The 24,591-nt window shown below is 43.5% G+C and carries 20 protein-coding genes; 5 read left to right on the top strand and 15 right to left on the bottom strand.

Annotated features, from left to right (window positions below):
• Positions 1-227: 227 nt before the first annotated feature.
• On the bottom strand, positions 228-3,098 hold the full coding sequence (locus tag D1614_RS09840; RefSeq protein ID WP_119437737.1) for a ligand-binding sensor domain-containing protein: 2,871 nt from the start codon (positions 3,096-3,098) through the stop codon (positions 228-230).
• Positions 3,099-3,288: 190 nt separating this feature from the next.
• Between D1614_RS09840 and D1614_RS09835 the strand changes: the two genes are divergently transcribed.
• The gene (locus D1614_RS09835) at positions 3,289-4,701 is read left to right on the top strand and encodes a serine hydrolase domain-containing protein (RefSeq protein ID WP_119437736.1); all 1,413 of its coding nucleotides are present in this window, start codon (positions 3,289-3,291) and stop codon (positions 4,699-4,701) included.
• A gap of 74 nt (positions 4,702-4,775) precedes the next feature.
• On the opposite strand, the gene efp is transcribed toward D1614_RS09835, so the two are convergent.
• From efp to D1614_RS09785, 10 genes are all read right to left on the bottom strand, one after another.
• Complete coding sequence (gene efp, locus D1614_RS09830; protein WP_119437735.1) at positions 4,776-5,345, bottom strand: elongation factor P; 570 nt, start codon at positions 5,343-5,345, stop codon at positions 4,776-4,778.
• 100 nt (positions 5,346-5,445) lie between these two features.
• Positions 5,446-6,180 (bottom strand): DUF3108 domain-containing protein, encoded by a 735-nt coding sequence (locus tag D1614_RS09825; RefSeq protein WP_119437734.1) that lies wholly within the window; start codon positions 6,178-6,180, stop codon positions 5,446-5,448.
• Positions 6,177-6,887 carry a tRNA (adenosine(37)-N6)-threonylcarbamoyltransferase complex dimerization subunit type 1 TsaB gene (tsaB, locus tag D1614_RS09820; RefSeq protein WP_119437733.1) on the bottom strand — a complete coding sequence of 237 codons (711 nt, stop codon included), beginning with the start codon at positions 6,885-6,887 and terminating at the stop codon, positions 6,177-6,179. The genes D1614_RS09825 and tsaB overlap by 4 nt, the downstream gene beginning before the upstream one ends.
• A gap of 34 nt (positions 6,888-6,921) precedes the next feature.
• Positions 6,922-8,571, bottom strand: coding sequence for a carbamoyltransferase C-terminal domain-containing protein (locus D1614_RS09815; protein WP_119437732.1), 1,650 nt, complete (start codon positions 8,569-8,571; stop codon positions 6,922-6,924).
• Complete coding sequence (locus D1614_RS09810; RefSeq protein WP_119437731.1) at positions 8,571-9,557, bottom strand: DUF6427 family protein; 987 nt, start codon at positions 9,555-9,557, stop codon at positions 8,571-8,573. The genes D1614_RS09815 and D1614_RS09810 overlap by 1 nt, the downstream gene beginning before the upstream one ends.
• 115 nt (positions 9,558-9,672) lie before the next feature.
• Positions 9,673-10,941 (bottom strand): phosphoribosylamine--glycine ligase, encoded by a 1,269-nt coding sequence (purD, locus tag D1614_RS09805; RefSeq protein WP_119437730.1) that lies wholly within the window; start codon positions 10,939-10,941, stop codon positions 9,673-9,675.
• Positions 10,942-10,966: 25 nt separating this feature from the next.
• The gene (locus D1614_RS09800; RefSeq protein ID WP_119437729.1) at positions 10,967-14,050 is read right to left on the bottom strand and encodes a glycosyltransferase family 117 protein; all 3,084 of its coding nucleotides are present in this window, start codon (positions 14,048-14,050) and stop codon (positions 10,967-10,969) included.
• 144 nt (positions 14,051-14,194) lie between these two features.
• Positions 14,195-15,100: a PorP/SprF family type IX secretion system membrane protein gene (locus tag D1614_RS09795; RefSeq protein WP_119437728.1), complete on the bottom strand. Its 906-nt coding sequence runs from the start codon at positions 15,098-15,100 to the stop codon at positions 14,195-14,197.
• A gap of 43 nt (positions 15,101-15,143) precedes the next feature.
• Positions 15,144-15,887, bottom strand: coding sequence for a peptidoglycan editing factor PgeF (gene pgeF, locus D1614_RS09790; RefSeq protein ID WP_119437727.1), 744 nt, complete (start codon positions 15,885-15,887; stop codon positions 15,144-15,146).
• Positions 15,880-16,557, bottom strand: coding sequence for a Crp/Fnr family transcriptional regulator (locus tag D1614_RS09785; protein ID WP_119437726.1), 678 nt, complete (start codon positions 16,555-16,557; stop codon positions 15,880-15,882). The genes pgeF and D1614_RS09785 overlap by 8 nt, the downstream gene beginning before the upstream one ends.
• 86 nt (positions 16,558-16,643) lie before the next feature.
• On the opposite strand from D1614_RS09785, the gene D1614_RS09780 reads away from it, so the two are divergent.
• Both D1614_RS09780 and hcp read left to right on the top strand, forming a co-directional pair.
• Complete coding sequence (locus D1614_RS09780) at positions 16,644-17,525, top strand: ATP-binding protein (RefSeq protein ID WP_119437857.1); 882 nt, start codon at positions 16,644-16,646, stop codon at positions 17,523-17,525.
• Positions 17,526-17,653: 128 nt separating this feature from the next.
• On the top strand, positions 17,654-19,321 hold the full coding sequence (gene hcp, locus D1614_RS09775) for a hydroxylamine reductase (protein ID WP_119437725.1): 1,668 nt from the start codon (positions 17,654-17,656) through the stop codon (positions 19,319-19,321).
• A 122-nt stretch (positions 19,322-19,443) separates the two neighbouring features.
• Here the strand turns inward: hcp and D1614_RS09770 are convergent, their stop codons facing one another.
• The 4 genes from D1614_RS09770 to D1614_RS09755 form a co-directional block, all read right to left on the bottom strand.
• A complete protein-coding gene (locus D1614_RS09770; protein WP_119437724.1) occupies positions 19,444-19,740 on the bottom strand; it encodes a type II toxin-antitoxin system RelE/ParE family toxin in 297 nt (98 codons plus the stop codon).
• Entirely contained in the window at positions 19,737-19,976 is a 240-nt protein-coding gene (locus tag D1614_RS09765) for a hypothetical protein (RefSeq protein ID WP_119437723.1), read from the bottom strand. The genes D1614_RS09770 and D1614_RS09765 overlap by 4 nt, the downstream gene beginning before the upstream one ends.
• Before the next feature lie 105 nt (positions 19,977-20,081).
• On the bottom strand, positions 20,082-21,479 hold the full coding sequence (locus D1614_RS09760) for a M56 family metallopeptidase (RefSeq protein WP_119437722.1): 1,398 nt from the start codon (positions 21,477-21,479) through the stop codon (positions 20,082-20,084).
• Between the two features lie 9 nt (positions 21,480-21,488).
• Entirely contained in the window at positions 21,489-21,857 is a 369-nt protein-coding gene (locus D1614_RS09755) for a BlaI/MecI/CopY family transcriptional regulator (RefSeq protein ID WP_119437856.1), read from the bottom strand.
• Positions 21,858-22,279: 422 nt separating this feature from the next.
• On the opposite strand from D1614_RS09755, the gene D1614_RS09750 reads away from it, so the two are divergent.
• Both D1614_RS09750 and fbaA read left to right on the top strand, forming a co-directional pair.
• Positions 22,280-23,128: a coiled-coil domain-containing protein gene (locus D1614_RS09750; RefSeq protein ID WP_119437721.1), complete on the top strand. Its 849-nt coding sequence runs from the start codon at positions 22,280-22,282 to the stop codon at positions 23,126-23,128.
• 332 nt (positions 23,129-23,460) lie between these two features.
• The gene (fbaA, locus tag D1614_RS09745; protein WP_119437720.1) at positions 23,461-24,537 is read left to right on the top strand and encodes a class II fructose-bisphosphate aldolase; all 1,077 of its coding nucleotides are present in this window, start codon (positions 23,461-23,463) and stop codon (positions 24,535-24,537) included.
• Positions 24,538-24,591 lie beyond the last annotated feature (54 nt).

The raw sequence follows: 24,591 nt of genomic DNA, 5'->3' as shown, positions 1-24,591 counted from the left end.
GTGATACTGAATCCCCTGATTCGTTCGTTACTGCCAAATTTGAAGTTTGCTTTCCGTACACGCAAAAAATTACCTATCTCATAATTACTTCATTTGAGTTTTTTCATTACATCAAAAACACATCACAAAAATCAATACAAACTGATAATAAGCATGTTGACAAAACAAAACATGTAGCATCTAATACGACAAAGCATTATGTGTTATACAACACAAAGCACATAACATCAAATATTCAATAGGAAAGTAGAAAGATTCACATCGCGTGCAAGCTCCATTTTTTTTCGCAGGCGATAGCGGCTGATTTCAACTCCGCGGTCGGAAATATTCATTAAAGTTGAGATTTCCTTGGTAGAAATATTCATTCGGATGTAGGCACAAAGACGCAGATCTTTGGGAGAAAGCTGTGGAAACTGTTCTTTTAAACGCTCAAAAAAATCGGCATGCACTTCTTCGAAATAGCTTTCAAATATTTTCTTTTGCTGCTGCCCGTCTATTTCCCGGTCGATGCGCTTTTTAAGCACAGCCATTTTTGTTCGTACCGAACTATCGTCGGTATGTTCCGCAATCTGCTTTAATTCCTGGTTGATCTTTAACAGAAACTTATTCTTTTGAACAAGACTCAGCGTTTGATTTGCCAGTTCTTTATCCAGGTAGATCTTTTCAGCTTCCAGCTTTTCATTTCTGAGTCTGATGATCTCCTTGTCGGCAAGCAAAGCCTGTTGCTGGAATTCTTTTTCCGTTTTCTTAAGCTCCTTTTGGTGTTTCTTCCGCTCCCTTTCTTTCGACCGTTCAAATCTTCGCCGCACAATCCAGGTAATTCCAAAAACCGTGATAATAAACAAGAACAGGTAGATATAACGGGCGAGCAGCGAGCGGTACCAGGGAGGCGTTATAACAAACGAGAACCGGGCTTCTTCACTTTCGGCTCCATTTGCATTTCGGGCTTTCACCCTAAATACATATTCGTTCTCCGGCAAGTTGGTGATATCTCTGTAATTATCAGCCGACCACGGCGACCAGCTATCCGAATAATCATCAATAAAATAACTGAATTGGAGCTGCCCGGAGTTCTGAAAGAAAGGAGCGGCAAAATAGAAACGAAATGCATTTCTTTTAAAAGGAAACCCGTAAGTTAAGCTATGTTCGGCGGGATAGATTACCGAGTCGAGAAAAGGGACTTCAACTTCAGTAATAAAACACCTAAAAGGCACATTGTATGAAGCAACAATACGCGACGAATAATGTGCAAATCCGTCTTCTATCCCAAAAAATACATTGTTGTTACTAAGCACATACAAAAACTCGAAGCCCCCTACAAACGAGTTGCTGAGCTGTGAAAATGGCGCTGTTATCTTACTGTAACTAAAATCATCGTTCTTGTGCAACAGTCCGGCATTTTTCCCGGCAATGTACCAGATATTTTCCTGATCGTCTACTGTCACATATTTAAGCTGATCACTAACATCGAAGAGTGTGTTCAGTTCAACATTCTTTTCAAACCGGTTTTCTTCCTTGTTGTATTGATATAATCCATCGATGGTTGAGATGTACCAGTTATTATTGATCGTAAGCAGCAGGTTTTGGTCGTCAGCTGGCAGGCCACTTCCCGAATCATACAACACAGCAGCATTTACCGATTCGCAATTGGAGCTTAGCCCAATTCGAAAAACTCCCTTACTGCCATGGCTCATCCATAAATTACCATCCTGGTCCTGTGTCAGAAACCGGCTTGATTCTGCGAAGTTTGCTATTTTCGTTTTAAACTTCCATCCATCACCCAAATCCTGAAATAAAACAAGTCCACTGTAATGTCCTCCCACCATTAAGGTTGAATCCCCCTTCAACCGCAAATACTTCCAGCCTCCAGGCTCTTCACTTATTTTTCGGGCCTTGGCTCCATCAACTATAAAAGTTCCTAAATGGTGCCCGCAAAGCAGCTGATTGTTGATTACCTCAAGGCTCCAAACCTGCCCTTCAGTACTTTCTATCAGCTCAAATTTTTCCAGGGTATTGTTCCCAATTGCATTGAAGGGCTTAACAAAAAGCCCTTGGTTGGTTCCCAAATACAGGTTGTCGTTATAAACAAGACAGCAATAGCCGGTACTAATTCCGTCGTAACTGGTTATATAACTCAAGGGAGAATTCAACTCTATGTAATCGATCCCGTTGTCAAGTCCCAACCACAGATTTCCCGAGTTATCACGAAACTGACTTAAAATAGTATTATTCTGAAGTCCCTTTTCACGGTTAATATGCTGAACTACTTTTCCATCCGAAGTAACAATCAGCACACCATTCAAAATCGTGCCAATTGCCAAATGGTTCTCATCGGTTTTAACGGCACAAAAGAGCTTGTACTTCTCAACAAGATCGTTAACCGCAACATCCCACTTCTCCAGCTTTCCGTTTGAATAATAAAACCAGCCATCCTGAGCTGTTCCAATAAGGAGATGATTGTCGTGAAAACTCACAATGGAAAGTATCTCTGAATTTATAAGTTCATCGGCCCACGGCACTTTGTTTACGAAGCCGTTAATCAATTCGAATAAGCCAACACCTGACTCGTGAAAAAACAAGCGGTTATTCACATAAAATGAATAATCAAACGCTTTGTGAGGCCTGATGGTCCGAATCTCATCGTCGCGGTAAATAAAAATGTACTGGTACGATTGAAAAACGATTCCGAACTGGGTCTCGTATATCTTCCAAATGACACCTGTTTCTGAAACATCGGGGCCTAACTTCCCTTTCAGGCTCCTAAAGCGAGAGCCCTCTTCGTTCTTGGTTTCGTAAATGCCAAAGTCGCCGTCCAAGCCAATGTAGATAGTCCCTTTTTTATCCACGCAAACCGAACGAACCGGAGAAGTTCCGGGAACATTAAAAAGGTCCCATTTCAGCCCATCAAAGCGAAGCAACCCATCGTTGTTTGCGAAATACATAAACCCGTCAGTATCTTGGGAAATTCCCCAGTTTTGGGTTCCGGCCAGGTATTCCGATTTGGAAAAGCTCCGGATTTTAGGAATACCCGTGTTTTTAACCTGCGCTAAGCCGGCCAGTGGAAGTAAAAACAACAGTATGTTCCAAAAGATTCTCAAAATTCAGGTTCGTTGGTATATATTCCTGGTAAAAATTATGGTCTTCAATTTATAATTTCATTTGCAACTTACAAACTACTTTGCTCACTAAAACCAAAATCTGTTGTTCATCAGTATCTTCCATCTGCTGATCGAAAAAAGTGCCTGACTTAGAACAGATTTTGTACCTTTTCAATAAAAATCAGAAACGATGAGAATTCTTCCTTTTATCCTCGTCACCCTGCTGCTTGCCTGCTCCAGCCCTCACGACAATACAGCCATTTACGGTTTTTGGCAAGGCCCACACCCCGAGGACGAGAACCGAAAGTTTTATGTGCGATTCTATGAAAACAATCATACCCTTGCCGGCCACGGTTACTGGACACACAATGGTTTTTACGACTCGGAGTTTGAAATTGACTCTGTTTATTTTGAGAAAACAGAAATTCGCTTTTATGTGCCGATGTGGAAATGCACCTACCTGGGTAAACTCACTGGCAATTCAATGGTTTCAGGAGGTTTTAGCTGCCCAGGGGAGCCCTTTGATTCAGTGTTGCTGATAAAAAATGACAGCATTCATTCTTTCCTGGTTGATGCACTTCCCGGTTCACAAGAAACGGGCTTTACCTACTTATGGAAAATACCTCCTGCAAATGATGATGGGCTGAGAGTAGCAAATACCCTTTCACCAGGGGAGAAAGCTTTTCTCGACTCAATCATTCCGAAAATAGCGGAAAGTAAATTTGGCAGAATTAATTCAATACTGGCCTCAAAAAATCACGAGCTTTTTTGCGAAGAGTACTTCTGGGGTTATCAAGCCAAAGATCTTCATCCTGTTGAGTCGGTTACCAAAAGCATCACTTCGCTGCTAACCGGCATAGCCATCGATCAGGGGAAAATAAGAGGAACAGAAGAAAAAATCGCCGATATATTTCCTGAAATCCGGCACAATCAACCCGAAATTTTTAATCAAATCACTCTCGAACATTTACTAAGCATGACATCGGGTTATGAAAGCAAAGACGACAAACTGACAAAAAGCGACGACCGGTTGAACTTCTGCTTAAACCGAAAAATTGTACATAAACCTGGCAAAGTCTTCCAATACGACGGGGGCAATACCGAGATATTGGGAGCAGTAATTCAGCGTAAAACGGGCATGTTTGCTGACAAATTTGCGATGAAATACCTGTTTGAGCCTTTGAATATTCAAACGTTCAAGTGGTCAGACTACCAACAAAACGGCTATCCGCTTATGTCGGGCGCATTGTGTTTACGCCCGCGCGACATGCTAAAGATAGGCGAATTGATACTGCAAAAAGGTCAATACAACGGCCGGCGAATTGTGAGCGAAAAATGGATCGAAGAATCTACAACAGCCCGTGTTGAAACCGGGATCAACAACGACCAATACAGCTATTTATGGTGGAATATTCGGATCGAATCGAAGCACAAATCGTACCGGTGTATTTGGGGAAACGGCTGGGGAAGCCAGTTTATCTATGTATTTCCTGAACTGGAACTTGTAATCGTAACAACAGGCCACAATTACGCACAAGATTCCTGGGCCATCACTGCCGGACTCAAAGAATATCTTTATTTGCTAGATGAAGATAAACACTAACCAAGTTTTCAGCCAACAAAAAACCGGTTCTGGAATCCCAAAACCGGTTTAAATATATCGTTATAAACGGCGTACTACTGTTTTACACGTTCGCTGTATGAACGGTCGGAGGTGCTCACACGGACTACATCACCTTCGTTAATAAACATCGGAACCATAACTTCGGCTCCTGTTTCAACAGTGGCAGGCTTCAACGCTGTTGAACTGGCCGTGTTTCCTTTTTCACCTTCAATGGTGCTAACAATGGTAAGCTCCACTTTTTCAGGCATTTCTGCTGTTAACGGAACTTCCTCATCCGCATGAAACTGAATTTCAATCACCTGTCCTTCTTTCATCAGGTCGTTGTTGTCAATCATCGACTCCGGGATAGAGATTTGCTCAAAAGTTTCAGTGTTCATCACGTTCAATCCCATATCATCGCGATACAGGAACTGGTACTGACGACGTTCCACACGAACATCTTCTACTTTTACACCCGAGTTAAAGGTATTTTCAATTACCCTTCCGGTTTTTACGTTTCTAAGCTTGGTGCGAACAAAAGCCGGCCCTTTGCCGGGTTTTACGTGCAAGAATGATACAATCGTATAAATACCATCTTTGAATTTGATACACAATCCGTTTCTAAAATCTGCTGTAGAAGCCATATTCAAAATTTATCTTGTTTTTTAAAGTGCTGCAAAAATAATCAAATCAATTAAAAATCAACCCCTTCTGTAATTTTTGCCTTTATTTTTATAAAAAAAACTAACGGGTGGTTTGCTCCACTCCGTCAATTTTATAGCTTTTTAATACTGCTTTTAGCGCGCCAACACGCATTTCAAAAGTGATAAAAACCGGCACTTTTTTTTCTTTCGAGATGTAAAACCGAACACCGTCAGCCTTTTTTAACACCTTCCCTTTTTCAACAGTGGGACTTAAAACATAGCTCTTTATTTTGCCAATGTCGGTTTCCACTACTTCTTCGCGCAGGAACTTTACGTTTATATCCGAAATTTTATCGGCATTAATAGTAGGATAAGTTACCGCATCGCCGGGAGCCAGGCTTTCGAATGGCTGATTGTGCATGAAATAGAAAAGTACCGAAATAATATCTACCAGGTTTTCAGGAACTTTGCGGCCACCGCTTCGCTGGCTAAAAATCGAGTCGTTCTCATGAAAGAAGAACGTTTCGTTATAGCGTCTGTAGTTGCCTTCCTTTACATTCCGAATGGTTTTTAACGGAAGATAAGTTTGTGCGTCAACTGTTGTTTCATAAATATCGTAAACGCCGTACAGCTTTTCTGCCAACCCGGTGGTTTGCCCCATTACGTGGTAATGTTTGGCGGGCTTACCGTTATAAACGGTATCGCGGATGATCATTTCGGCTTCTCCACCCTTCAGAAAACCAAATTTCAGGTTAAACCGGAGATGCTCCTCTTTGGCCTCCAGCTTTGAGAAGCCAAAAACAAACAGGAAAATTATCAGAATACTTTGTTTCATTTTAATACTTTGTTCTTGGGGATCGTTGCCACAAAGTCCTTTAAATAAAAAGGTTCGAAGTAGGCAACATTTTCAAACTCCCGCTGGTTAAATTTATTTTCCGAGAGTTTTTGCATAAACCGTGCCGATGTTTTCGCCGGTCCTTCAAATACAGCATTGGGATGGGTTAACGCGGCTTTGCATTTCTCTGCCCCATTGCCAAAAAACAGAATCTTATTTTCTTCCAGCAGGCTGCTGAACGAGCTTTCATCAATAATTTCTGCCGACACCGCCTGAGTCAGTTCTCCCTTTTTGTTGAAAATGGCGGTGTAAACCTCCATTCTGCGGGCATCAATCATCGGACAAAAGAGCAGGTTCTCATTGCTTTCAGTATAAAAGTCAGCAACATTTTCTGCCACATAATGGCCCATGGCATCAATGGAGCCCACTCCAATCAGCGGAATATTCAAGCCATAGCACAAGCCTTTAGCCACCGACACACCAATGCGAAGCCCGGTATAAGATCCCGGACCTTTGCTAACTGCCACCGCGTCCAGCTGTTGCTTGTCAAAATCAGCCGACTCAAACAGCTCTTCGATAAACACCGTCAGCAATTGCGAATGATTCAGTCCTTCGGTACTTTCTTTCAGAAAGAGTGTTTCACCGTGTTTTGCCAGCGACACCGAACACACTTCGGTAGATGTTTCTATATTTAATATTGTTGCCATAAGATGATCAATAAACAAAGTTCTGCAAAAATAGTTAAAGCATTACAATCTTCCCGTTTAGAACCACAGCATCCAGCTTCATCTTCCGGGCCGACAGCAAAGCATCTTCTTCGGTATGTACAATCGGCTCTCCTCCGGCATTAAACGAAGTATTTATCAGAGCTTTAACATGATGTTTTTCATCGAGTTCTGTGAGCAGGTCGAAAAGAAACGGATTGTCAGTTCGTTCAAAAATGGTTTGAAAACGCGCCGTTCCATCCGCATGAACCGCCCCGGCTATTTCCTCCTGCCGTTCGGGCAGCACTTCAAAATCGAGTAACATGTACTTCGACAGGACATTGATTTCAGATAACCCGGTGAAATAACGCGTATTTTTTTCGAGCGCGATGGGTGCCAGCGGGCGGTACCATTCCCGGCCTTTCTTTTCTATGCTGAGTTTCTTTGCCAGTTCTTTTGAATCTGCCACTGCCAAAATACTGCGGTTCCCCAATGCTCGCGGCCCCGCTTCTCCCAAGCCGTTGCAAATGCCCACGAGTTTTTTCCGGGTTAGTAATTCTGCCACTTCTGCGATTGTTTCCAAATCATAATCCGCGGCATATTTTTCAATCCCCCAGTTATTTAAGTAGGCTGAATGTTTCTCAACCTCGCCATGTTTTTGCCACTCGGCAAAGGCAGCTGCGCCCAGTGCCAACCCCGAATCTTCGGTACACGGCGGAATAAAAACTTCTTTAAACAGGCCACTTTTTACCAGTTGCGTGTTGGCCACAATGTTCAAAGCCGATCCGCCGGTATAATACAAATATTCCGCTCCGGTTTGTTCTTTTAGTGTTGTTAGTTTTTGGAGGATGGCCTTGATAAAAACCTGCTGCAAGGTAGCCGCCACATCGCGGATAAACGGATTGTTCTGGTTAAACGACTTGAGTTCAACGCCCCAATCCTGTTTTACCTGCTGAAAGAAAAGCGACGTTTTCCCCCAAATATTTTCAAAGAAATTGTGTTGACACAGCCATTCTTCCAACTCTGGCCGATAGTTTCCCCAGCCGGCAAAGCCCATAAATTTCCCGGGAACCGAATTTTGCTCAGCCAGCTTTGCTCCGATGATCGCAAATACCAGTGCATTGGCATTGTAAAGTGCTGAATACGGTTTTAAATCCCAGTGGTACTCCACCCATTCGATTTTGCCATTTCTGAAAACCGCCGCGGAAAAGTTGCTCAAACTGGCACCACCGTCAAAATGCACCAGCAAACTGTTCTCCCTGAAATTTCCGAAAAAAGGCAGGCACGAAAAAATATGTGCCAGCTCGTGGTTAAGCACCCAGGCTTCCTTTTCCTCGCCAAACCACCAGCATTTTCCCATTTCCAACCCGGTTGAAAGATGCTCATTCAGCGGGGCTTCAAAACGAGCTTCGCCCGACGAGGTAAGAAAAGTACGCCCAACCACATTGTCAACAAAAACCAGGTCATAATCGGTTCCAAGCAGCTTTTGCTGTTTCAGAATATCTTTTAAATGAAGGTGAAGCGTGTTGTCACGTTTTCGTCTCGAAATACGTTCCTGTTGCAGAAAACGGATCACTTTACCGTTTTGCATCAGCGCCAGGTTGTGATCGTGCACATAAAAAGGATGCTCGTAATCAAAGCGATCCTGTATCCCGTAAATGGCCAGTGTGGGCCTGTTTTTTTCCATTAGCCAACAAATTGAAGTGCAATTACGATTCCAAGCAAGAGCAGAAAAAAGAATTCACTCCAGAAACGGCTTTTCATAAAAACCAACAGATTGGAGATCAGATAAGTTACCGGAATGGCCGTAAGAATAAGCATTTCGTGTGATGCCGCCGGAATAAAAACAAAACCGCCCAGTGAAAAAAGAAAAACAAAAAAGAACACGGTGAAATACTTCCGCGAACTCACTTTCTTAGTGTCGTATTGCTGAGCCATCACAATGCTTCCCATGGCGGTAAACACCATCAGCACCCCCAGGTAAATCTGCAGCGGAACATTACTGCGGAAATGGCTTACAGGCTCGGTTATACTCTGTTCAAAAACCGTTAACAAAGGCAATAAGCGGTCGGTATAAAAGAAATAGCTGATGGCAAAAACCAGCGGTAAAGCAAAGCCAATCACTATCAATATGAACTCGCGCCAGCGGGTATCCCGGTTCAACACCAGCAACCCGGCAATAAAAGCCGGAAGAAATACAAGCAAACTAACGTAAAACAGAGAGCCCACGCCCAGCAAAAACCCGACGTCAAACGCCGTGGTATAAGCTTTCTGTTGCTCAAAAATTCCGAACAGGCGATAAATGGCCAGCAAAAGAAAAAAGGCGGCAAAATATACAGGCTGCAAGGTATGCAAGCCCGTAAAACCACCGATGATAATCACAAACAATATGGCGGGGAGTCGGGTCCGTATCCGGATAAACTGGTACCGGGCAATGATCATTTCCACCATCAACGCAAGAATGATTGCCATTACCGCCGAAAGGATCACATTGAGCAATGGATTTTCAGCTGTTAATCGAAAAATGGGCGCAAACAGCACATTCTCAGCTTCGCCAGGCATAAAATCATAATTGTAAGGAGCCTGAAATTTTTCGAACCAGAATGCCATTACGGCAAGCGGGATAAAAATCAGGTTTCTTAAATTATTCGATTTTAATGTTTTTAAAAGCATGCATTAAACCGGTTAGCTCAAAATTGACGTGTTCCGAATTCTTTCAAATGTCTCTTTCTCCTGCCTTCCGGCATTTGTCTGAAAATTGAACACGGCCAAACTTTATCAAATGGAATTACAGGTCGAAGCCCAAATCTTTCCGGTAGTATTTACCGTCGTATTCTATTTTTTTGGCATTTCTGTACGAAGTAGCCAACGCATCCTTCATATCGGTCCCGTACGAACTTACTGCAATAACGCGTCCTCCGGCAGTCACAACCTTGTCGCCATCGGCTTTGGTACCCGCATGAAATACGATGCTGTTCTCCACATTTTCTTCACCGGTAATCACTTTTCCATTTTCGTAACTTCCCGGGTATCCACCTGAAACCAACATAACGGTAACGGCGGTGCGTTCGTCAATTTCTATCTCCTTTTCAGAAAGTGTTCCGGTAGCGGCACCTTCAAGTAAATCAACAAAATCCGATTTTATACGCAGCATAACGGCTTCGGTTTCCGGGTCACCCATGCGCACGTTGTATTCAATCACAAAGGGTTCGCCTTTTACATTAATCAATCCGAAAAAGATAAAACCGTTGTATTCGATGTTGTCTTTCTGAAGTCCCGAAACAGTAGGCTGAATAATCCGTTCTTCTACCTTTTTCATGAACACCTCATCGGCAAAAGGAACCGGTGTGATAGCTCCCATTCCGCCCGTATTCAGGCCTGTGTCACCTTCTCCAATACGTTTGTAGTCTTTGGCTTCGGGAAGAATTTTGTAGTCTTTCCCATCGGTGATCACAAACACCGAAACTTCCACTCCGCTCAGAAATTCTTCGATCACCACCTTGCTGCTGGCTTTTCCGAACTGGCCGTCAAGCATTTCTTTTAAAGAGTTTTCGGCTTCTTCCAGCGAGTCGATGATCAAAACACCTTTCCCGGCGGCCAAACCGTCAGCTTTTAGCACATAGGGAGCCTGCATGGTTTTCAGAAAAGCAAGCCCTTGGTTCAGGTTCGCTGCTGTAACCGTCGCATATTGGGCAGTGGGAATGTTATGACGGGCCATAAAGGCTTTGGCAAAATCCTTGCTGCCTTCGAGCTCTGCTCCTAATTTTTTTGGGCCAACCACTTTAACATGTTTCAACGCTTCGTCGGCTGCAAAAAAGTCGTGCAAACCTTCTACCAGCGGTACTTCCGGGCCCACCAACATCAGGTCGATGTTGTTTTCCAAAACCGCCGACTTTATCTTTTCAAAGTCGCTGACACTCACAGCCAGGTTGGTTCCCAATTCTTTTGTCCCTGCATTTCCGGGTGCAAAAAAAAGTTGTTCAACTTTGTCGCTTTGTTGAATTTTCCACCCCAAAGCATGTTCCCTGCCTCCGGAACCAATAATCAATATCTTCATCAAAAAAATGTTTTATCTGTTTGTTCTAACCGTTGCTGTACTTTTTGAAATAAGCTTCAAAACCTGCCCTGATTTTATCTGAAAGTTCTGTATTCCCGGCAACTCTGGCCGCACGTTCCATTTTCTGAACATAGAACAGGTTACGCTGAATTTCTTCGTTTACCCCATCTGTCATGAAATGTTGCGGTGCCAGCGAAAAGTAGTAATTCAGTTCGTCTTCGGCATTTGCATACGCGGTTTCAATCATCGCAATTCCCTTGTCTGCGGCTCCTGCTTTGGCGTAGTTTTCCGCCAGTTCGAGGGCAAAATACTCAAAAGGAATCACCTCGTTGGGAATCAGTTCCACACAGCGGTCGATTACTGCAATGGCTGAATCTTTTTTATTCTCGGCAATCAACGCACCCGCCAAACGGTTGAAACTGTTTCGGATGTTGGTCATCATACGCGCGTTGTTCTCGTCGATGTAAACATCCGGATCATTCATATTTCCCCATTTGAAGTTGTTCATCAGGTTGTTGTACATACGCGTGGTTTCCACCCGGCCGAACTGCAACTGCTGTGGCGAGCTCGGTGTTTTGATCGGCACCAGTCGATAAGCAAAACCTTCGGTCTGGAAATAATCGTTTAAATTGAGGTATTTATCCCTTCCAACCGTAATTGCCCAGTAAATAGGTCTTTCCCAGTTATTATTGGCAATCAGGTCAAGGATCATCATTTCATCTTTTGAAAGAGCTGTTTTATTGGATAGATCAATCACAATCTCGTCCACAATTTTGGCCGAATCTTCAAGCGCCACCACCTTGTTGCGCAGAACCGCTTCTTTGTCCACTCTAAAGCGGATCTCTTTTTTGGGAATATAAGCGGCACCACCCATTTGCTGCAATTTTGTTGCCGGATCATCATCTGCAATCCATTCAACTGCTTCTTTTAAGCCAAGAAAATCGCGTTTTAACCGGGGATCATCAAACACATAAACCATGTCGCGGGTTCCGAGACGGTACTGGTCTTCTGTCATCGAGAACGGTAAGGGTTCCGAATCATAGGCTTTGTGTTTCATTTGGTTGATGTACCAGTCGGTTTGCAGGTAACTCAGGTTACAAACCCGTACATCGGTACGCACGCCTTCCACTTCCTGGTTGTACCAGAGAGGGAATGTATCGTTGTCGCCGTTGGTAAATACAATACCATCTTTCTCGCATGTATTCAGGTAATTGGAGCCAAAATCGCGGGCCGTGTAGCGATCCGAACGATCGTGGTCGTCCCAGTTTTGTGCGCCCATAATTCCGGGTACCAAAACAAGCGCAGCTAAACCTGCAATACCGGCACTCACGGTCTCTGGCAAAAATCTTTTTAAAGCATCGGTGAGCGATAAAACACCCAACCCGATCCAAATGGCAAAGGCATAGAACGAACCGGCATAAGCATAATCGCGTTCGCGTGGCTGGTGCGGATATTGGTTCAGGTAAACCACAATGGCCAGGCCGGTCATCACAAATAAGAGGAACACTACCCACAGGCCTTTTTTACCTTCTTTCCCTTTGTTGTACTGGTATAAAATTCCGAGAATTCCGAGCAGCAGCGGAAGGAAGAAATAAGTATTCCGGGCTTTGTTATTGGCTAAACGAGCTGGCAGGTTATCCTGGTCTCCCAGTCTCATTTCATCCAGAAATTTGATGCCGCTTAACCAGTTTCCGTACAGAATTTCGCCATGTCCCTGAATATCGTTCTGACGCCCCACAAAATTCCACATAAAATAGCGCCAGTACATGAAATTTACCTGGTACGAAAAGAAGAAACGCAGGTTTTCAGCAAAAGTCGGCTTTACGATGGTTTCGTTCTCTCCCCGTTCATTTTTGTAAGTGACGCGATTGCCTTTCACCCCTCCCCAGCGAATGTAATCCTGCTCGTGCGACGGATCGTTGGAACTCCACATACGCGGGAAAAAAGTAGTAAAACGCTCGTCGTAATTGGCACTGTAGCGGTGGTGTGTCACCACGTATTTACCATCGATCTGCGAGTAAATCGGGCGGCCTTCAGAAAAGCGGTCGCCATTTTTCAGCGGCGAGTTATAATACTGCCCGCTAAACAAGGGACGTTCGCCGTATTGTTCGCGGTTCAGGTAACCCAGCAAGGAGAAAGTATCGTTCGGACTGTTTTGATCCATTGGCGGTTCGGCCGAGGAGCGAATAATAATGATCGCAAACGAAGAATAACCAATCAGGATGACGGCTACCGAAAGCAACACGGTATTCCAAACCGGCTTCACCTTTTTGTGCGTGTAATAAATTCCGTAAGCAAAAGCAGCCACCAAAAGCACGGCATAGAAAAGTACACCCGAGTGGAACGGTAATCCAAAGGAATTCACAAACAGCAGCTCGAACCACGAGCCCACGTTTACAACCCCCGGAATAATTCCGTACATGATCAGTCCGAGCAAGCCAACTGAAACCGCCAGCGCCCAGAAAATTCCTTTTTTGGTGACTTCGTATTTTTTGAAATAATAAACAAAAACAATGGCCGGAATTGCCAACAGGTTCAACAGGTGAACTCCGATTGACAAGCCGATGATGTAGGAAATAAGCACCAGCCAGCGGTTGGCATATGGTTGATCGGCTGCATCTTCCCATTTCAGAATCGCCCAAAAAACAATGGCAGTTAACAGCGATGAACTCGCATAAACTTCGCCTTCCACTGCTGAAAACCAGAAAGTATCTGAAAACGTGTAAGCAAGCGCTCCCACCAAACCACTGGCCACAATGGCAAGCGTTTGTCCGAAAGTAGCTTCACCTGCTTTTACCACCATTTTACGTGCCAGGTGTGTAATGGTCCAAAACAGGAACATAATGGTAAAAGCACTGGCCAATGCCGACATTATATTCACCAGTTTCGCGGCATTTTCGGGGCCTCCAAACAAGGTAAACATTCTGCCAAAGATCATAAAAATAGGAGCTCCGGGTGGGTGCCCGACCTCAAATTTAAAGGCAGTTGTAATAAACTCGCCGCAGTCCCAAAAGCTAACGGTGGGCTCGATCGTCATCAGATAAACAACGGCAGCTACCAAAAAACTTACCCAGCCGCCAATGTCGTTGTACAATTTGTATTGTTTCATTCGTTGAAATGTTTTCAGAATACTGAAATATGTGAAAAATTATAAACAGTTGCGAAGATAAAGCTTTTGAAATAAACTATTACCAGCCCCCTGCTTTTTAAGACTTTTTTGGAATTTCAGGCCTGTTTACTTACTATCTGCAACTTAATTGAGCCGGTAGCCCAGAACAAATTCATGAATATTCACCGTTTCGGTTTTCAAGAAATCATTAAACGCGTAGCTGTAGCCAATCCGGAATTTTTGTTTGATATCTACACCAAACATCACCGAATGAAAATCCTCAAAATCGCCGTTCTGATACCCTGCCCAAATTGTATTTTTGTATTCTGCATAAATTCCCGGAATGATCGTATAATCTTTGTCGGAATAATCGACCATAACATTTGGAGTGAGCGTAAAATTCTCTTTGTCAAACAATTTAAATGACAAAACTCCTGTAAAAACGGCAGGAATATCAATCGCCAAATTATCCTCTCCGGCAATTTGCTCCTGGAGAGTTACACTCAATCCGGCACTTAACTTTGTAGAATGAAAAAACATGCCGATGTTTCCATTAAACGTTTTGAAATGTTGATCTTCAGCCGGCTCATATAAAGGATCATATTGATCATCAGGATAAAGATGATAAGAAGAAAGCTCATTTTTATAAAAAGTGGTCCCTCCTGAAATACCTAAACTTAAAATGGCCGAATTAAAAACCTTGAAATCAAAGGCGTAGTTTACTTTTACCAGGCTGGCGGTCTCCAGGTCCATTTTTGTACGATAAAAATCGAGTCCCACGGTTCCGGCTTTTGGTGAAATTCGGTAGTCGAACGAACCTGTCACCAAATTATAAGACTCTTTACCATAATCTCCCAGATCTAGTGCTACATGCGAGAAACTTCCATAAGCCCAATCCGATGGAGTGGCAATGGCTGCCGGATTTTTGGTTGACAAGCCCATCCAGTACGCACCTTCCTGTGCACTTACTTTAGTACCTGCAAACAGGCACAACAATGCTACAACAACAAACATTTGCTGAAACACGCATTTGCGGCTTTTTGCTTTCATTTTGAGTGATTTTTAAGGGTGAAAATTAATGGGTATTTTCTTGCTAATATATCATAATTCCGGATACCATACGCCCGGTATCCACACCTTCGCGGCGCGCCGAGTAATATTTTTCGCCTTCCTGAAAAGAACATTCTTCCAGCACCTCAATATGCTGAGCCACAAGCCCGCAACTCAGCAACAAGTTCCGGTTCGCTTCCCACAGGTTAAAATGATATTTACCCGAACCGTTTAAACAAAGTGTTTCCTCTGCTTTGGGAATCGAACGCCGCGCGGCCTGCTCCACTTCCGAACCTACTTCGTACACTCCGGGGCCAATTGAAGGACCGATGGCGGCGATAATATTGACCGGATCGCTGTTGTATTCCTTTTGCATTTTCCGGACGGTTTCCACCACAATTTTCTGAACCGTTCCGCGCCAGCCGGCATGAACAGCTGCCGCCACTTTTTCTACAGGATCGAAAAGGAGAATCGGGACACAGTCGGCAGTCTGTACACAAATACAAATTCCTGCCTGGTTGGTAATCAGCGCATCGGTTTCAGTAATTTCCTGTTCCGGAATTTCCGCCACCGTGCAAACCCTTGAAGTATGCGTTTGCCGCGGGAAAACCAGTTGCTCCGTTTTTATCCCCAGTAAGTGTGCCAGCTCTTTTCGGCTTCCCATAAAAACAGATTCCTCGTCGCCCGTAAAACGCGCAGCCACACTATTCACACTTTTTTTGGTGGTGGTAAATGCCAGCAGGTTTTTGCAGGATTGAAATACCGGGTAGCGAATCAAATCATCCATTTTTCAGCAATTGATTTAGTGCGTTTTTATCCAGCAGCGTTACTGTTTTTTTCTCGATGGTGATCAATCCTTCCGCCTGCATTTCACCCAAAACACGCGCCAGCGAAGGGCGGGTAACTCCAAACAAATCGGCCAGTTGCTGTTGAGTGCTGTTTAGCTCGAACGAATGAAAACGGTCGCCGGCCCGTTGCAAAAGAAAATGCGCCACTTTTTCGCGAATCGTTTTAAAACTCAAAAAGTTCAGCTTTTGCGAAAGAAACTGAGCCCGCGAAGAAATACTGTTGAGGTAGTTACGAAGCACCCGCGTATTCAATTGTAAAATCTTCAGAAATTCGGGAACCGGTATCGCCAGTATTTTTGCAGGCACATTGGCTGAAACGGTAACCGGAAAACGGTTTTCCTTTCCAAACAAAAATGCCGCCGCCAGTGGTTTGGGCGCTTCAATATCTTCAATCTTTACGGTTTTTCCCGAGTAGTCGATCATTTCACCACGCACCGTTCCGGTAAGTACCACCAGCAGGTCTTTTACCTCCTCTCCGGCAAGCGCCACAATCTCGTCTTTCTCATAATTTTTAATCTGAAAATGAATTTCTGCCAGGAGCTGTTTGGTTTCATGCTCCGGAATCCCGCTAAAAACGGGGCAATGACTTAAAAGTGAATAATCGATCATTTTGTAACAATTGATACATTTTACGAAACGCCGCACCTCTACTTTTGTTGCGTGATCCAAAAATAAGAAAACAAATAAGAAACGATATGATACGGGAAATTGTAAAAATAGACGAGGATTTGTGCAACGGTTGCGGAGTTTGTGTTCCGAACTGCCACGAAGGAGCTTTACAGATTATTGACGGCAAAGCCCGTTTGGTAAGCGAACTGATGTGCGACGGACTGGGAGCCTGTATCGGTCATTGCCCGGAAGGCGCCATTACCATCGAAAAACGCGAAGCCGATGCCTACGACGAGGTAGCCACTATTTCGCAAATGATAAAAGCTGGAAAGGCAACTGTTTTTGCTCACCTGAAACATTTACAGGATCACGGAGAAACCGGTTATCTGAACGAAGCATTAAGCTTTATTCGCGCCAACCGCGAGGCAATGCCTTTTGAAATCAGCGAAGTGCACGAACTGCTGCACGGCGGAAAAAAGGAAAGTGCATCGTCCGGAGGTTGTGCAACAGGAGGTTGCCCCGGATCGGCTCCCATGGCTTTTGATGCCGGAAGCCTGAAAATGGCAGCTCCTGCCGGCGACGTTCCATCGGCCCTTACACAATGGCCCGTGCAAATGCACCTGATCAATCCGGCAGCTTCGTACTTTCATGGCGCCGACCTGCTGGTGGCTGCCGATTGTGCCGGCTTTGCCTACGGAAACTTCCACAATGATTTCATCAAGGGTCGCAAAATGGTAATCGCCTGCCCGAAACTCGACCAGGGAAAAGATATTTATGTTCAAAAACTGACCCGCCTCATCGACGATGCAAGGGTCAATACCATTACAGTGGTAATCATGGAAGTACCGTGTTGCGGCGGCTTGTCGCAAATGGTGGAGATGGCTACCCAAATGGCCTCGCGGAAGGTACCCGTAAAAGAAGTTGTGATAAGCATTCGGGGAGAAGTTCTTTCCGAAGAATGGATTTAATTGTTTGATCGGCATTGTCAGGAACACCGGATAGCAAACAACACCAGAGCCCGGTCCGGGACCTGACAACATCCGCTCCCTAAACCAAAATCAGAAAAATTATTAACCAATTTAAATATTGTACAGATATGAGTATGTTTTGTTTTCAGTGTCAGGAAGCCGCCAAAGGAACCGGCTGTACCATTGCAGGAGTTTGTGGAAAAACCAGTGATGTAGCGAACCTGCAGGACACTTTGCTTTTTGTTTTGAAAGGGATAAGTTGGTACAACGAAAAACTACGTGCGATTGATGCCAACCCATCGAAAGTCGACAAATTTGTTTTCGACGGACTGTTCGCCACCATTACCAACGCCAATTTTGACAAAAAAGCATTTGAAAGAAGAATCATCAAAGCCCTTCAGGTTCGGAACGAACTTTATATCCTTTGCAAAAATACAGGCGTTATCCTGCCCGACAATCTTCCGGATTGCGCTAAATGGACAGCATCAAGCACAGAAGCCTTCGAAAAGAAAGCCGAAGAAGTTGGGATTTTGAGCACTGAAAACGAAGACATCCGTTCGTTGCGCGAACTCATTATCTACGGCGTAAAAGGCTTGGCCGCTTATGCCGAACACGCCTGGAACCTGGGCAACAAAAAAGATGAGATTTTTGCATTTATGCAACGTGCGCTGGTAGCCACTACCGAAGACCTGTCGGTGGATCAACTGGTAGCACTTACGCTGGAAACAGGAAAATACGGTGTGGATGTGATGGCATTGCTTGATGCGGCCAACACTTCGGCTTACGGAAACCCGGAAATGACCAAAGTAAACATTGGCGTTCGGAATAATCCGGCAATCCTGATTTCGGGCCACGACCTGAAAGACATGGAAGAACTGCTGAAACAAACCGAAGGAACCGGCGTGGATGTATACACCCACAGCGAAATGCTTCCGGCTCACTACTACCCGGCGTTCAAAAAATACAAACACCTGGCCGGTAACTACGGAAATGCCTGGTGGAAACAAAACACCGAATTCGAAAGCTTTAACGGCCCGATCCTGTTCACCACCAACTGTATCGTTCCGCCCAAAAGCACAGCCACCTACAAAGACCGCATTTACACCACCGGAGCATCAGGTTTGGAAGGAGCTATCCACATTCCGGATCGTAAAGAAGGCGAGATGAAAGACTTCAGCGCCATTATTGAACATGCCAAAAAATGCGCAGCTCCGCAGGAAATTGAAAGCGGCGAAATCATCGGTGGATTTGCACACGCACAGGTTTTTGCGCTGGCTGATAAGATTGTGGATGCCGTAAAAACCGGTGCCATCAAGAAATTCTTTGTAATGGCCGGTTGCGACGGACGCATGAAAAGCCGCGACTACTACACGCAGTTTGCAGAACAACTTCCGCAAGATACGGTGATCCTGACAGCAGGTTGTGCCAAATACCGTTACAACAAACTCCCGTTGGGCGACATTGGTGGCATCCCGCGCGTGATCGACGCCGGACAGTGTAACGACTCTTACTCGCTGGCAGTGATCGCACTCAAGCTGAAAGAAGTTTTCGAGCTAAACGATATCAACGAACTGCCGATTGCCTACAACATTGCCTGGTACGAACAGAAAGCGGTAATTGTATTGCTGGCGCTGCTTTACCTGGGCGTGAAAAACATTCACCTCGGACCAACATTGCCGGCCTTCCTTTCGCCCAACGTAGCCAATGTGTTGGTAGAGAACTTTGGAATTGGCGGAATTACCAGTGTGGACCAGGACATGGAAATGTTCCTCGAATTAAGCGAAACAGACAAATAACATAGCATTAGGGACAAAAAGGAGACTGATTCTACGGGCATCCACTGAAAGGTGGGTGCCTTTTTTTATAGTATACGCTGCCAGCTCTTATTACAATCCACGAACAGGGTTTACTTGATCATTCAATAGATTAGCTTATCAGGATCTTGTCGATTATCCCAAAACGTTAATAAAACCACTTCCTTCTTTCGCGATTTAACCAAATAAAACACACTGTTGTGCTTGGTTATAAATCCCTTTCTAACATTTTTCCTTTTAGAAGACTCAACAAACATTTTAGGATTTTGCGCAATCGCATTGAGAACCCGGTCCGTTTTTTTGATCAGCGATTCAACCTCTTTTATTCCCCATTCCTTTGACAGATAATCAAGAATGTCCTCAAAATCGCCTCTTGCTTTTGGAGACCAGAAAATTTTCATTTCAAACCATATTTGGCTCTTATTTCCTGTAAAACGACATCATGTGATAGCTCCTCCCCTTTTGCAACCTGTTCCAGGGCAAGATCTATTGACTCTTTAACGGAAAGCGGTAATTCATCCCACCAGTCATCATCCTTTTCCTGTTTCAAAATATGGCTAACCAATTCCAGAAGTGCAGGTTTATCTGTCTTCAAAATTAAATCAACCAATTCCAGTTTTTTTGCCTGAATATTCATGACTTAAATAATTGCTAAACAAATGTAAGGAAAAAGCATTTCAGATGAACCAAACGCACTGATTATAAAAGGACATCCCCAAGGCTGAGGATGTCTTTCTTTTCTTTATTTCTCAACAACATTAAAAACAATATCTACCATTCCAACGGTATAGCCCTGTGTACTTAAATCAGGTTTTACATCGGGAGAAACTTCCTCGGCAACGAAATTTCCGGTCTTTATCAAAGCTTTGGTTGACTCCATTAATTTTGCTTTACTAAACAACTCTCCGGATCTTATCGAAACGACACGGAGAATATCAGCCGGAACATTTTTGTTACCTCTTAGCTCAATTTTTCGAAACTGATAAAGTCCTCCTTCAAAAATCTTAAAAGCAAAATCAGTTCTACCGTCCGAATTCTTAGTTGGAACGGATTCTAGATTAAAAAATAAATATCCATTGTTAAGATAAAGATCAGAAACGGGACCATGGTAAAGCTGCTGATCAATCTGCTCCTGCGAATAGGTATTTCCTTTTTTAATATCTAAAGCCTTATTCAGTTCATCAGCAGTATAAACCGAATTACCCTCCCAGGTAATATTCCCGATTACGACTTTTGTTTCCTGTGAATTCTCATTTTGTGCTTCAGTCTCTGTGTTATTCCGATATTCCGGCATTGCAAAAGCATACAAAATGCCTGCAGAAACAGGTACGATCAATAACAACTTCTGTTTTCTTAATGGTGATTGAATTATTGGATTCATCATGTTAAATCGTTTTTTGTTAAATGAAAAGTTAAAAGAACTGGTCAACGGAATAATTGACCCACCAAATGTTTGGTTGAGTAAAACCGCGCGGTAAACACCCGGATTCAAACTGCTCTGCAGCGCATGTTTATCTGCCAGGTATTCGTGGTTTTGCCTGATCAACCGGCCGTAAAACCAAACGATCGGGTTAAACCACTGAATGTTGCGCAAGATCCCGAAAAGCAATAAATCGATCCAGTGTTTTTGCCGAATGTGTTCCAGTTCGTGTTTCACTATTTCACCTAATTCAGGTTCGTCGATTGAAGGATGGACAAATACATATGAAACGAGTGAAAACGAAGCCGGAAACCCGGCATCACGGATCAACTTTATACTTCCGTACCGATATACTTTTGACTTGAAAATGACTTGAAGAACAGGGATAGTGGACTTTAACATCCGGAAGACCACAAACAAAACTCCCGTCAAATACAGAAACAGCAGAGCCTTTTGCACTGAAAACGAACCTGTTGTAACAGCGGCCTCATTTGCCCCTTGTTGTGGCATTCCGGCAAACGACCCGATCGGTTCAGTATTAAGCTCGACTGTATAATGCCAGGTATAAAATGGCAAAAAGATCGCCGCCAATAATCCACCAATCAGAAAAAACCTGTTTAACCGAAAGTATCGCTCATTTTGCAAAAACAAGGTATAAACTAGTGCAAAACCGGCTAACCAGAGCGCTGACTTCAACAAATAAAAGGCAAGTGTTTCCATATCCGGGGATTATTTATCATTCGATAATTGTTGTTTGGTTTCTTCCATCAACCTTTCCAGGTCCTGAATACTCAAATCTTTTTCTTTGGCAAAAAAAGTAGCGAGCGCCGGAAACGAATTGTTGAAGTAATCTTTCATAAGCCCAAAAAGCTGTGACTTCGAATACTCTTCCTTTGCAATTAAAGGATAGTAAACATGTAGGTTTCCGTAGCTTTTATGTGCGACAAATTCTTTCTTCTCCAAAACACGTAACACGGTTGAAACAGTATTTCGGGCAGGCTTTGGTTCCTCAAAGCGATCGCGGATATCGCGAACAATCCCTTCGCCCATTTCCCATAAATGCTGCATTATTTGTTCTTCTGCCTTTGTAAGTTGCATATCAGTATCTTTTTCATTTGTCAATCCTTCAAAACAAATATATGACTATATTTCTAGTCATTGCGCCATCTTTTGACATTTTAACTATTTTTATAGTCACAATACACATGGACTACTGAACTCCAAATATGAACTTCTGTCAGCTTTGTTTGTTATTTGATGCGTGTTACAAGGCCAAGAAAACGGCGATACACAAAGCCATTTTTTGAAGAAACCAACGAGAATTTAACAGATTTATAGTTGATCATTAACCTTAAATAATTATCCGGCAACAGAGTAAAAAAGAATCCATCCAATTACACGAAGCAATTTTAATGGAAAAATGAGTTCAATGAAATTGATGCTAATTGAAGTACATATCCATCAGTTAACAAACAAATGGAACGCCCCGGATTCCTTTAAAAACTTAAAATTTTAATGCTATGAAAAAATTACTTTCCCTTGGATTGATAGTTGCAGCTCTCAGCACACAGGCACAGGAAGAAATCCATGTTCAGCAAAAAGAATGGGCCCTGAACAATGCAATGCAGCCAGCGTTTGTGGTGGATGTACCGCAGACTACAAGTAAAGATGCCATTGCACTTTGGGAAGCAACCCTGGTTCCGAAGAACTTTTTCGACACTTTTAAAAAACTTCCAAAAATGGAAAAGGAAGACAAAGAGCAGTGGGTGATCCGCCGGGTAGTGGTGGCTGAAATTTGCCCCGATACACTTGATATTTACACACGCATCACCTCGGCAAAAGACCGAATTACTTTTGCTACCTTGTTCGACAACAACGGAAGTTTTATTGGAGCTCAATCGGGGTCCGGTACCGACAAGGCACAGGAATACGTCCATAAATATGCGGCAGAGCTTTACCGGCAAGGAGTAAGAAACGAAGTAGGCGAACTGGAGAAAGAACTCAAGAGAATGAAAAGTGACTATTCGGGTTTCGACAGAGACAATAAAAAGATGGACCGGAAATCGGCCGGGAAACAATCTGATATCGACGACCTGAACGATGACCTGAAGGGTTCAAAAAACATATTAAAGACCAACATGCTGTCGGAAAGCGACAACGCCACTCCTCTATCGGGTGAAGCCAATAAAACACTGAACGAGGATATCAAGAAAACCTCCAAAGAGATAAAAAAGGCCAAAAAGTCGGTCGATAAATACGAGAAGAAAATTGACAAAAACACCAGCAAACAAAAGCACCTTTTAAAGGACATCGAAAACAAAGAGCAAGAAATCAAAAAGGCTCAGCAAAAGCTGGAGAACATAAAATAATTCCGGTGAGCTGAAAAGTACTTAACAGGCGTATTTTTCAAACAAACAGCCGGGCACAAGTGGGCAGGATTCAGCAACCGGATCAGGAGTATCGAAGCTGAATCCTGCCTTTTGTATGCTATTATCCGTCAGACACTAAAATGTTTACGGCGGTTGAAATGCTCAAAGACCAGCCACCGCTTCCCGGTATCCGGATACGGCTAAATATTAAATAATGAAGAATTTAATCATCATTAACAGGGCAATTTTGCTGAACAAATGGGGAAATTCTAATTTTGTTACACTTTATTTAGACAGCAGACAAATTCTAAAATCAAATAAACAAATACAAAATGGGTAAAATAGCCGAAAACGTAAAACCAGGTGTAGTAACCGGTTCTGACGTACAATTCATTTTCAAAGTAGCAAAAGAAAATCAATTTGCACTTCCGGCAGTGAACGTAGTAAGTTCATCATCAGTAAACGCAGTTATGGAAGCAGCTAAAAAAGCCAATGCTCCTGTTATCATCCAGTTTTCGAACGGTGGTGCTGTATTCAATGCCGGTAAAGGATTGAAATTGGAAGGACAACAAGCTGCTATTTTAGGCGCTGTTGCCGGTGCAAAACACATCCACACGTTGGCTGAGGCTTATGGTGTTCATGTAATTCTGCACACCGACCACGCTGCCAAAAAACTGTTACCCTGGATTGACGGGTTACTGGATGCCAGCGAAAAACATTTTGCTGAAACCGGAAAACCGTTGTTCAGCTCGCACATGCTTGACCTGAGCGAAGAACCGTTGGAAGAAAACATCGAGATCAGCAAAAAATACCTCGAAAGAATGAGCAAAATGGGTATGACCCTTGAAATTGAATTGGGTATTACCGGTGGTGAAGAAGATGGCGTTGACAACTCTGATGTTGACTCTTCAAAACTTTACACTCAGCCCGAAGAAGTTTGCTATGCTTACGAAGAACTGAGCAAAGTTTCTCCGAACTTCACGGTTGCTGCTTCTTTTGGTAACGTACATGGTGTTTACAAACCAGGTAACGTAAAACTTACTCCGAAAATTCTTGATAACTCACAGAAATACATCCAGGAAAAACACAATACTGCTGCAAAACCAGTAGATTTTGTATTCCACGGAGGATCGGGTTCTTCACACGAAGAAATTCGCGAAGCACTTTCTTACGGTGTAGTTAAAATGAACATCGATACTGACACTCAGTGGGCATACTGGGATGGCGTTCGTGCTTTCGAAGCCGCCAACCACGATTACCTGCAGGGACAAATCGGTAACCCAGAAGGTGACGACAAACCCAACAAAAAATTCTACGATCCACGTGTTTGGGTAAGAAAAGCGGAAGAAGCAATGATCGCTCGTTTGCAGGTTGCTTTCGAAGACCTGAATGCAATTGATGTAATCTAAGCAGATACGATCATCACAACATAAGAAAACCGCCTTCCCGTTAAGAGAAGGCGG

This window comes from Maribellus luteus (genome assembly GCF_003576475.1).
Taxonomy (GTDB): domain Bacteria; phylum Bacteroidota; class Bacteroidia; order Bacteroidales; family Prolixibacteraceae; genus Draconibacterium; species Draconibacterium luteum.
This window is presented reverse-complemented; position numbering and strand designations above follow the sequence as displayed.

Bases quoted from the DNA above. Each gene is read 5' to 3' on its own strand.
- efp (WP_119437735.1), bottom strand. From the start codon at position 5,345: ATGGCTTCTACAGCAGATTTTAGAAACGGATTGTGTATCAAATTCAAA.
- D1614_RS09770 (WP_119437724.1), bottom strand. From the start codon at position 19,740: ATGAAAATTTTCTGGTCTCCAAAAGCAAGAGGCGATTTTGAGGACATT.
- D1614_RS09800 (WP_119437729.1), bottom strand. From the start codon at position 14,050: ATGAAACAATACAAATTGTACAACGACATTGGCGGCTGGGTAAGTTTT.
- D1614_RS09750 (WP_119437721.1), top strand. From the start codon at position 22,280: ATGAAAAAATTACTTTCCCTTGGATTGATAGTTGCAGCTCTCAGCACA.
- D1614_RS09785 (WP_119437726.1), bottom strand. From the start codon at position 16,557: ATGATCGATTATTCACTTTTAAGTCATTGCCCCGTTTTTAGCGGGATT.
- D1614_RS09810 (WP_119437731.1), bottom strand. From the start codon at position 9,557: ATGCTTTTAAAAACATTAAAATCGAATAATTTAAGAAACCTGATTTTT.
- D1614_RS09755 (WP_119437856.1), bottom strand. From the start codon at position 21,857: ATGCAACTTACAAAGGCAGAAGAACAAATAATGCAGCATTTATGGGAA.
- D1614_RS09765 (WP_119437723.1), bottom strand. From the start codon at position 19,976: ATGAATATTCAGGCAAAAAAACTGGAATTGGTTGATTTAATTTTGAAG.
- hcp (WP_119437725.1), top strand. From the start codon at position 17,654: ATGAGTATGTTTTGTTTTCAGTGTCAGGAAGCCGCCAAAGGAACCGGC.
- D1614_RS09835 (WP_119437736.1), top strand. From the start codon at position 3,289: ATGAGAATTCTTCCTTTTATCCTCGTCACCCTGCTGCTTGCCTGCTCC.
- D1614_RS09760 (WP_119437722.1), bottom strand. From the start codon at position 21,479: ATGGAAACACTTGCCTTTTATTTGTTGAAGTCAGCGCTCTGGTTAGCC.
- fbaA (WP_119437720.1), top strand. From the start codon at position 23,461: ATGGGTAAAATAGCCGAAAACGTAAAACCAGGTGTAGTAACCGGTTCT.
- D1614_RS09815 (WP_119437732.1), bottom strand. From the start codon at position 8,571: ATGGAAAAAAACAGGCCCACACTGGCCATTTACGGGATACAGGATCGC.
- D1614_RS09825 (WP_119437734.1), bottom strand. From the start codon at position 6,180: ATGAAACAAAGTATTCTGATAATTTTCCTGTTTGTTTTTGGCTTCTCA.
- tsaB (WP_119437733.1), bottom strand. From the start codon at position 6,887: ATGGCAACAATATTAAATATAGAAACATCTACCGAAGTGTGTTCGGTG.
- D1614_RS09780 (WP_119437857.1), top strand. From the start codon at position 16,644: ATGATACGGGAAATTGTAAAAATAGACGAGGATTTGTGCAACGGTTGC.
- D1614_RS09795 (WP_119437728.1), bottom strand. From the start codon at position 15,100: ATGAAAGCAAAAAGCCGCAAATGCGTGTTTCAGCAAATGTTTGTTGTT.
- purD (WP_119437730.1), bottom strand. From the start codon at position 10,941: ATGAAGATATTGATTATTGGTTCCGGAGGCAGGGAACATGCTTTGGGG.
- pgeF (WP_119437727.1), bottom strand. From the start codon at position 15,887: ATGGATGATTTGATTCGCTACCCGGTATTTCAATCCTGCAAAAACCTG.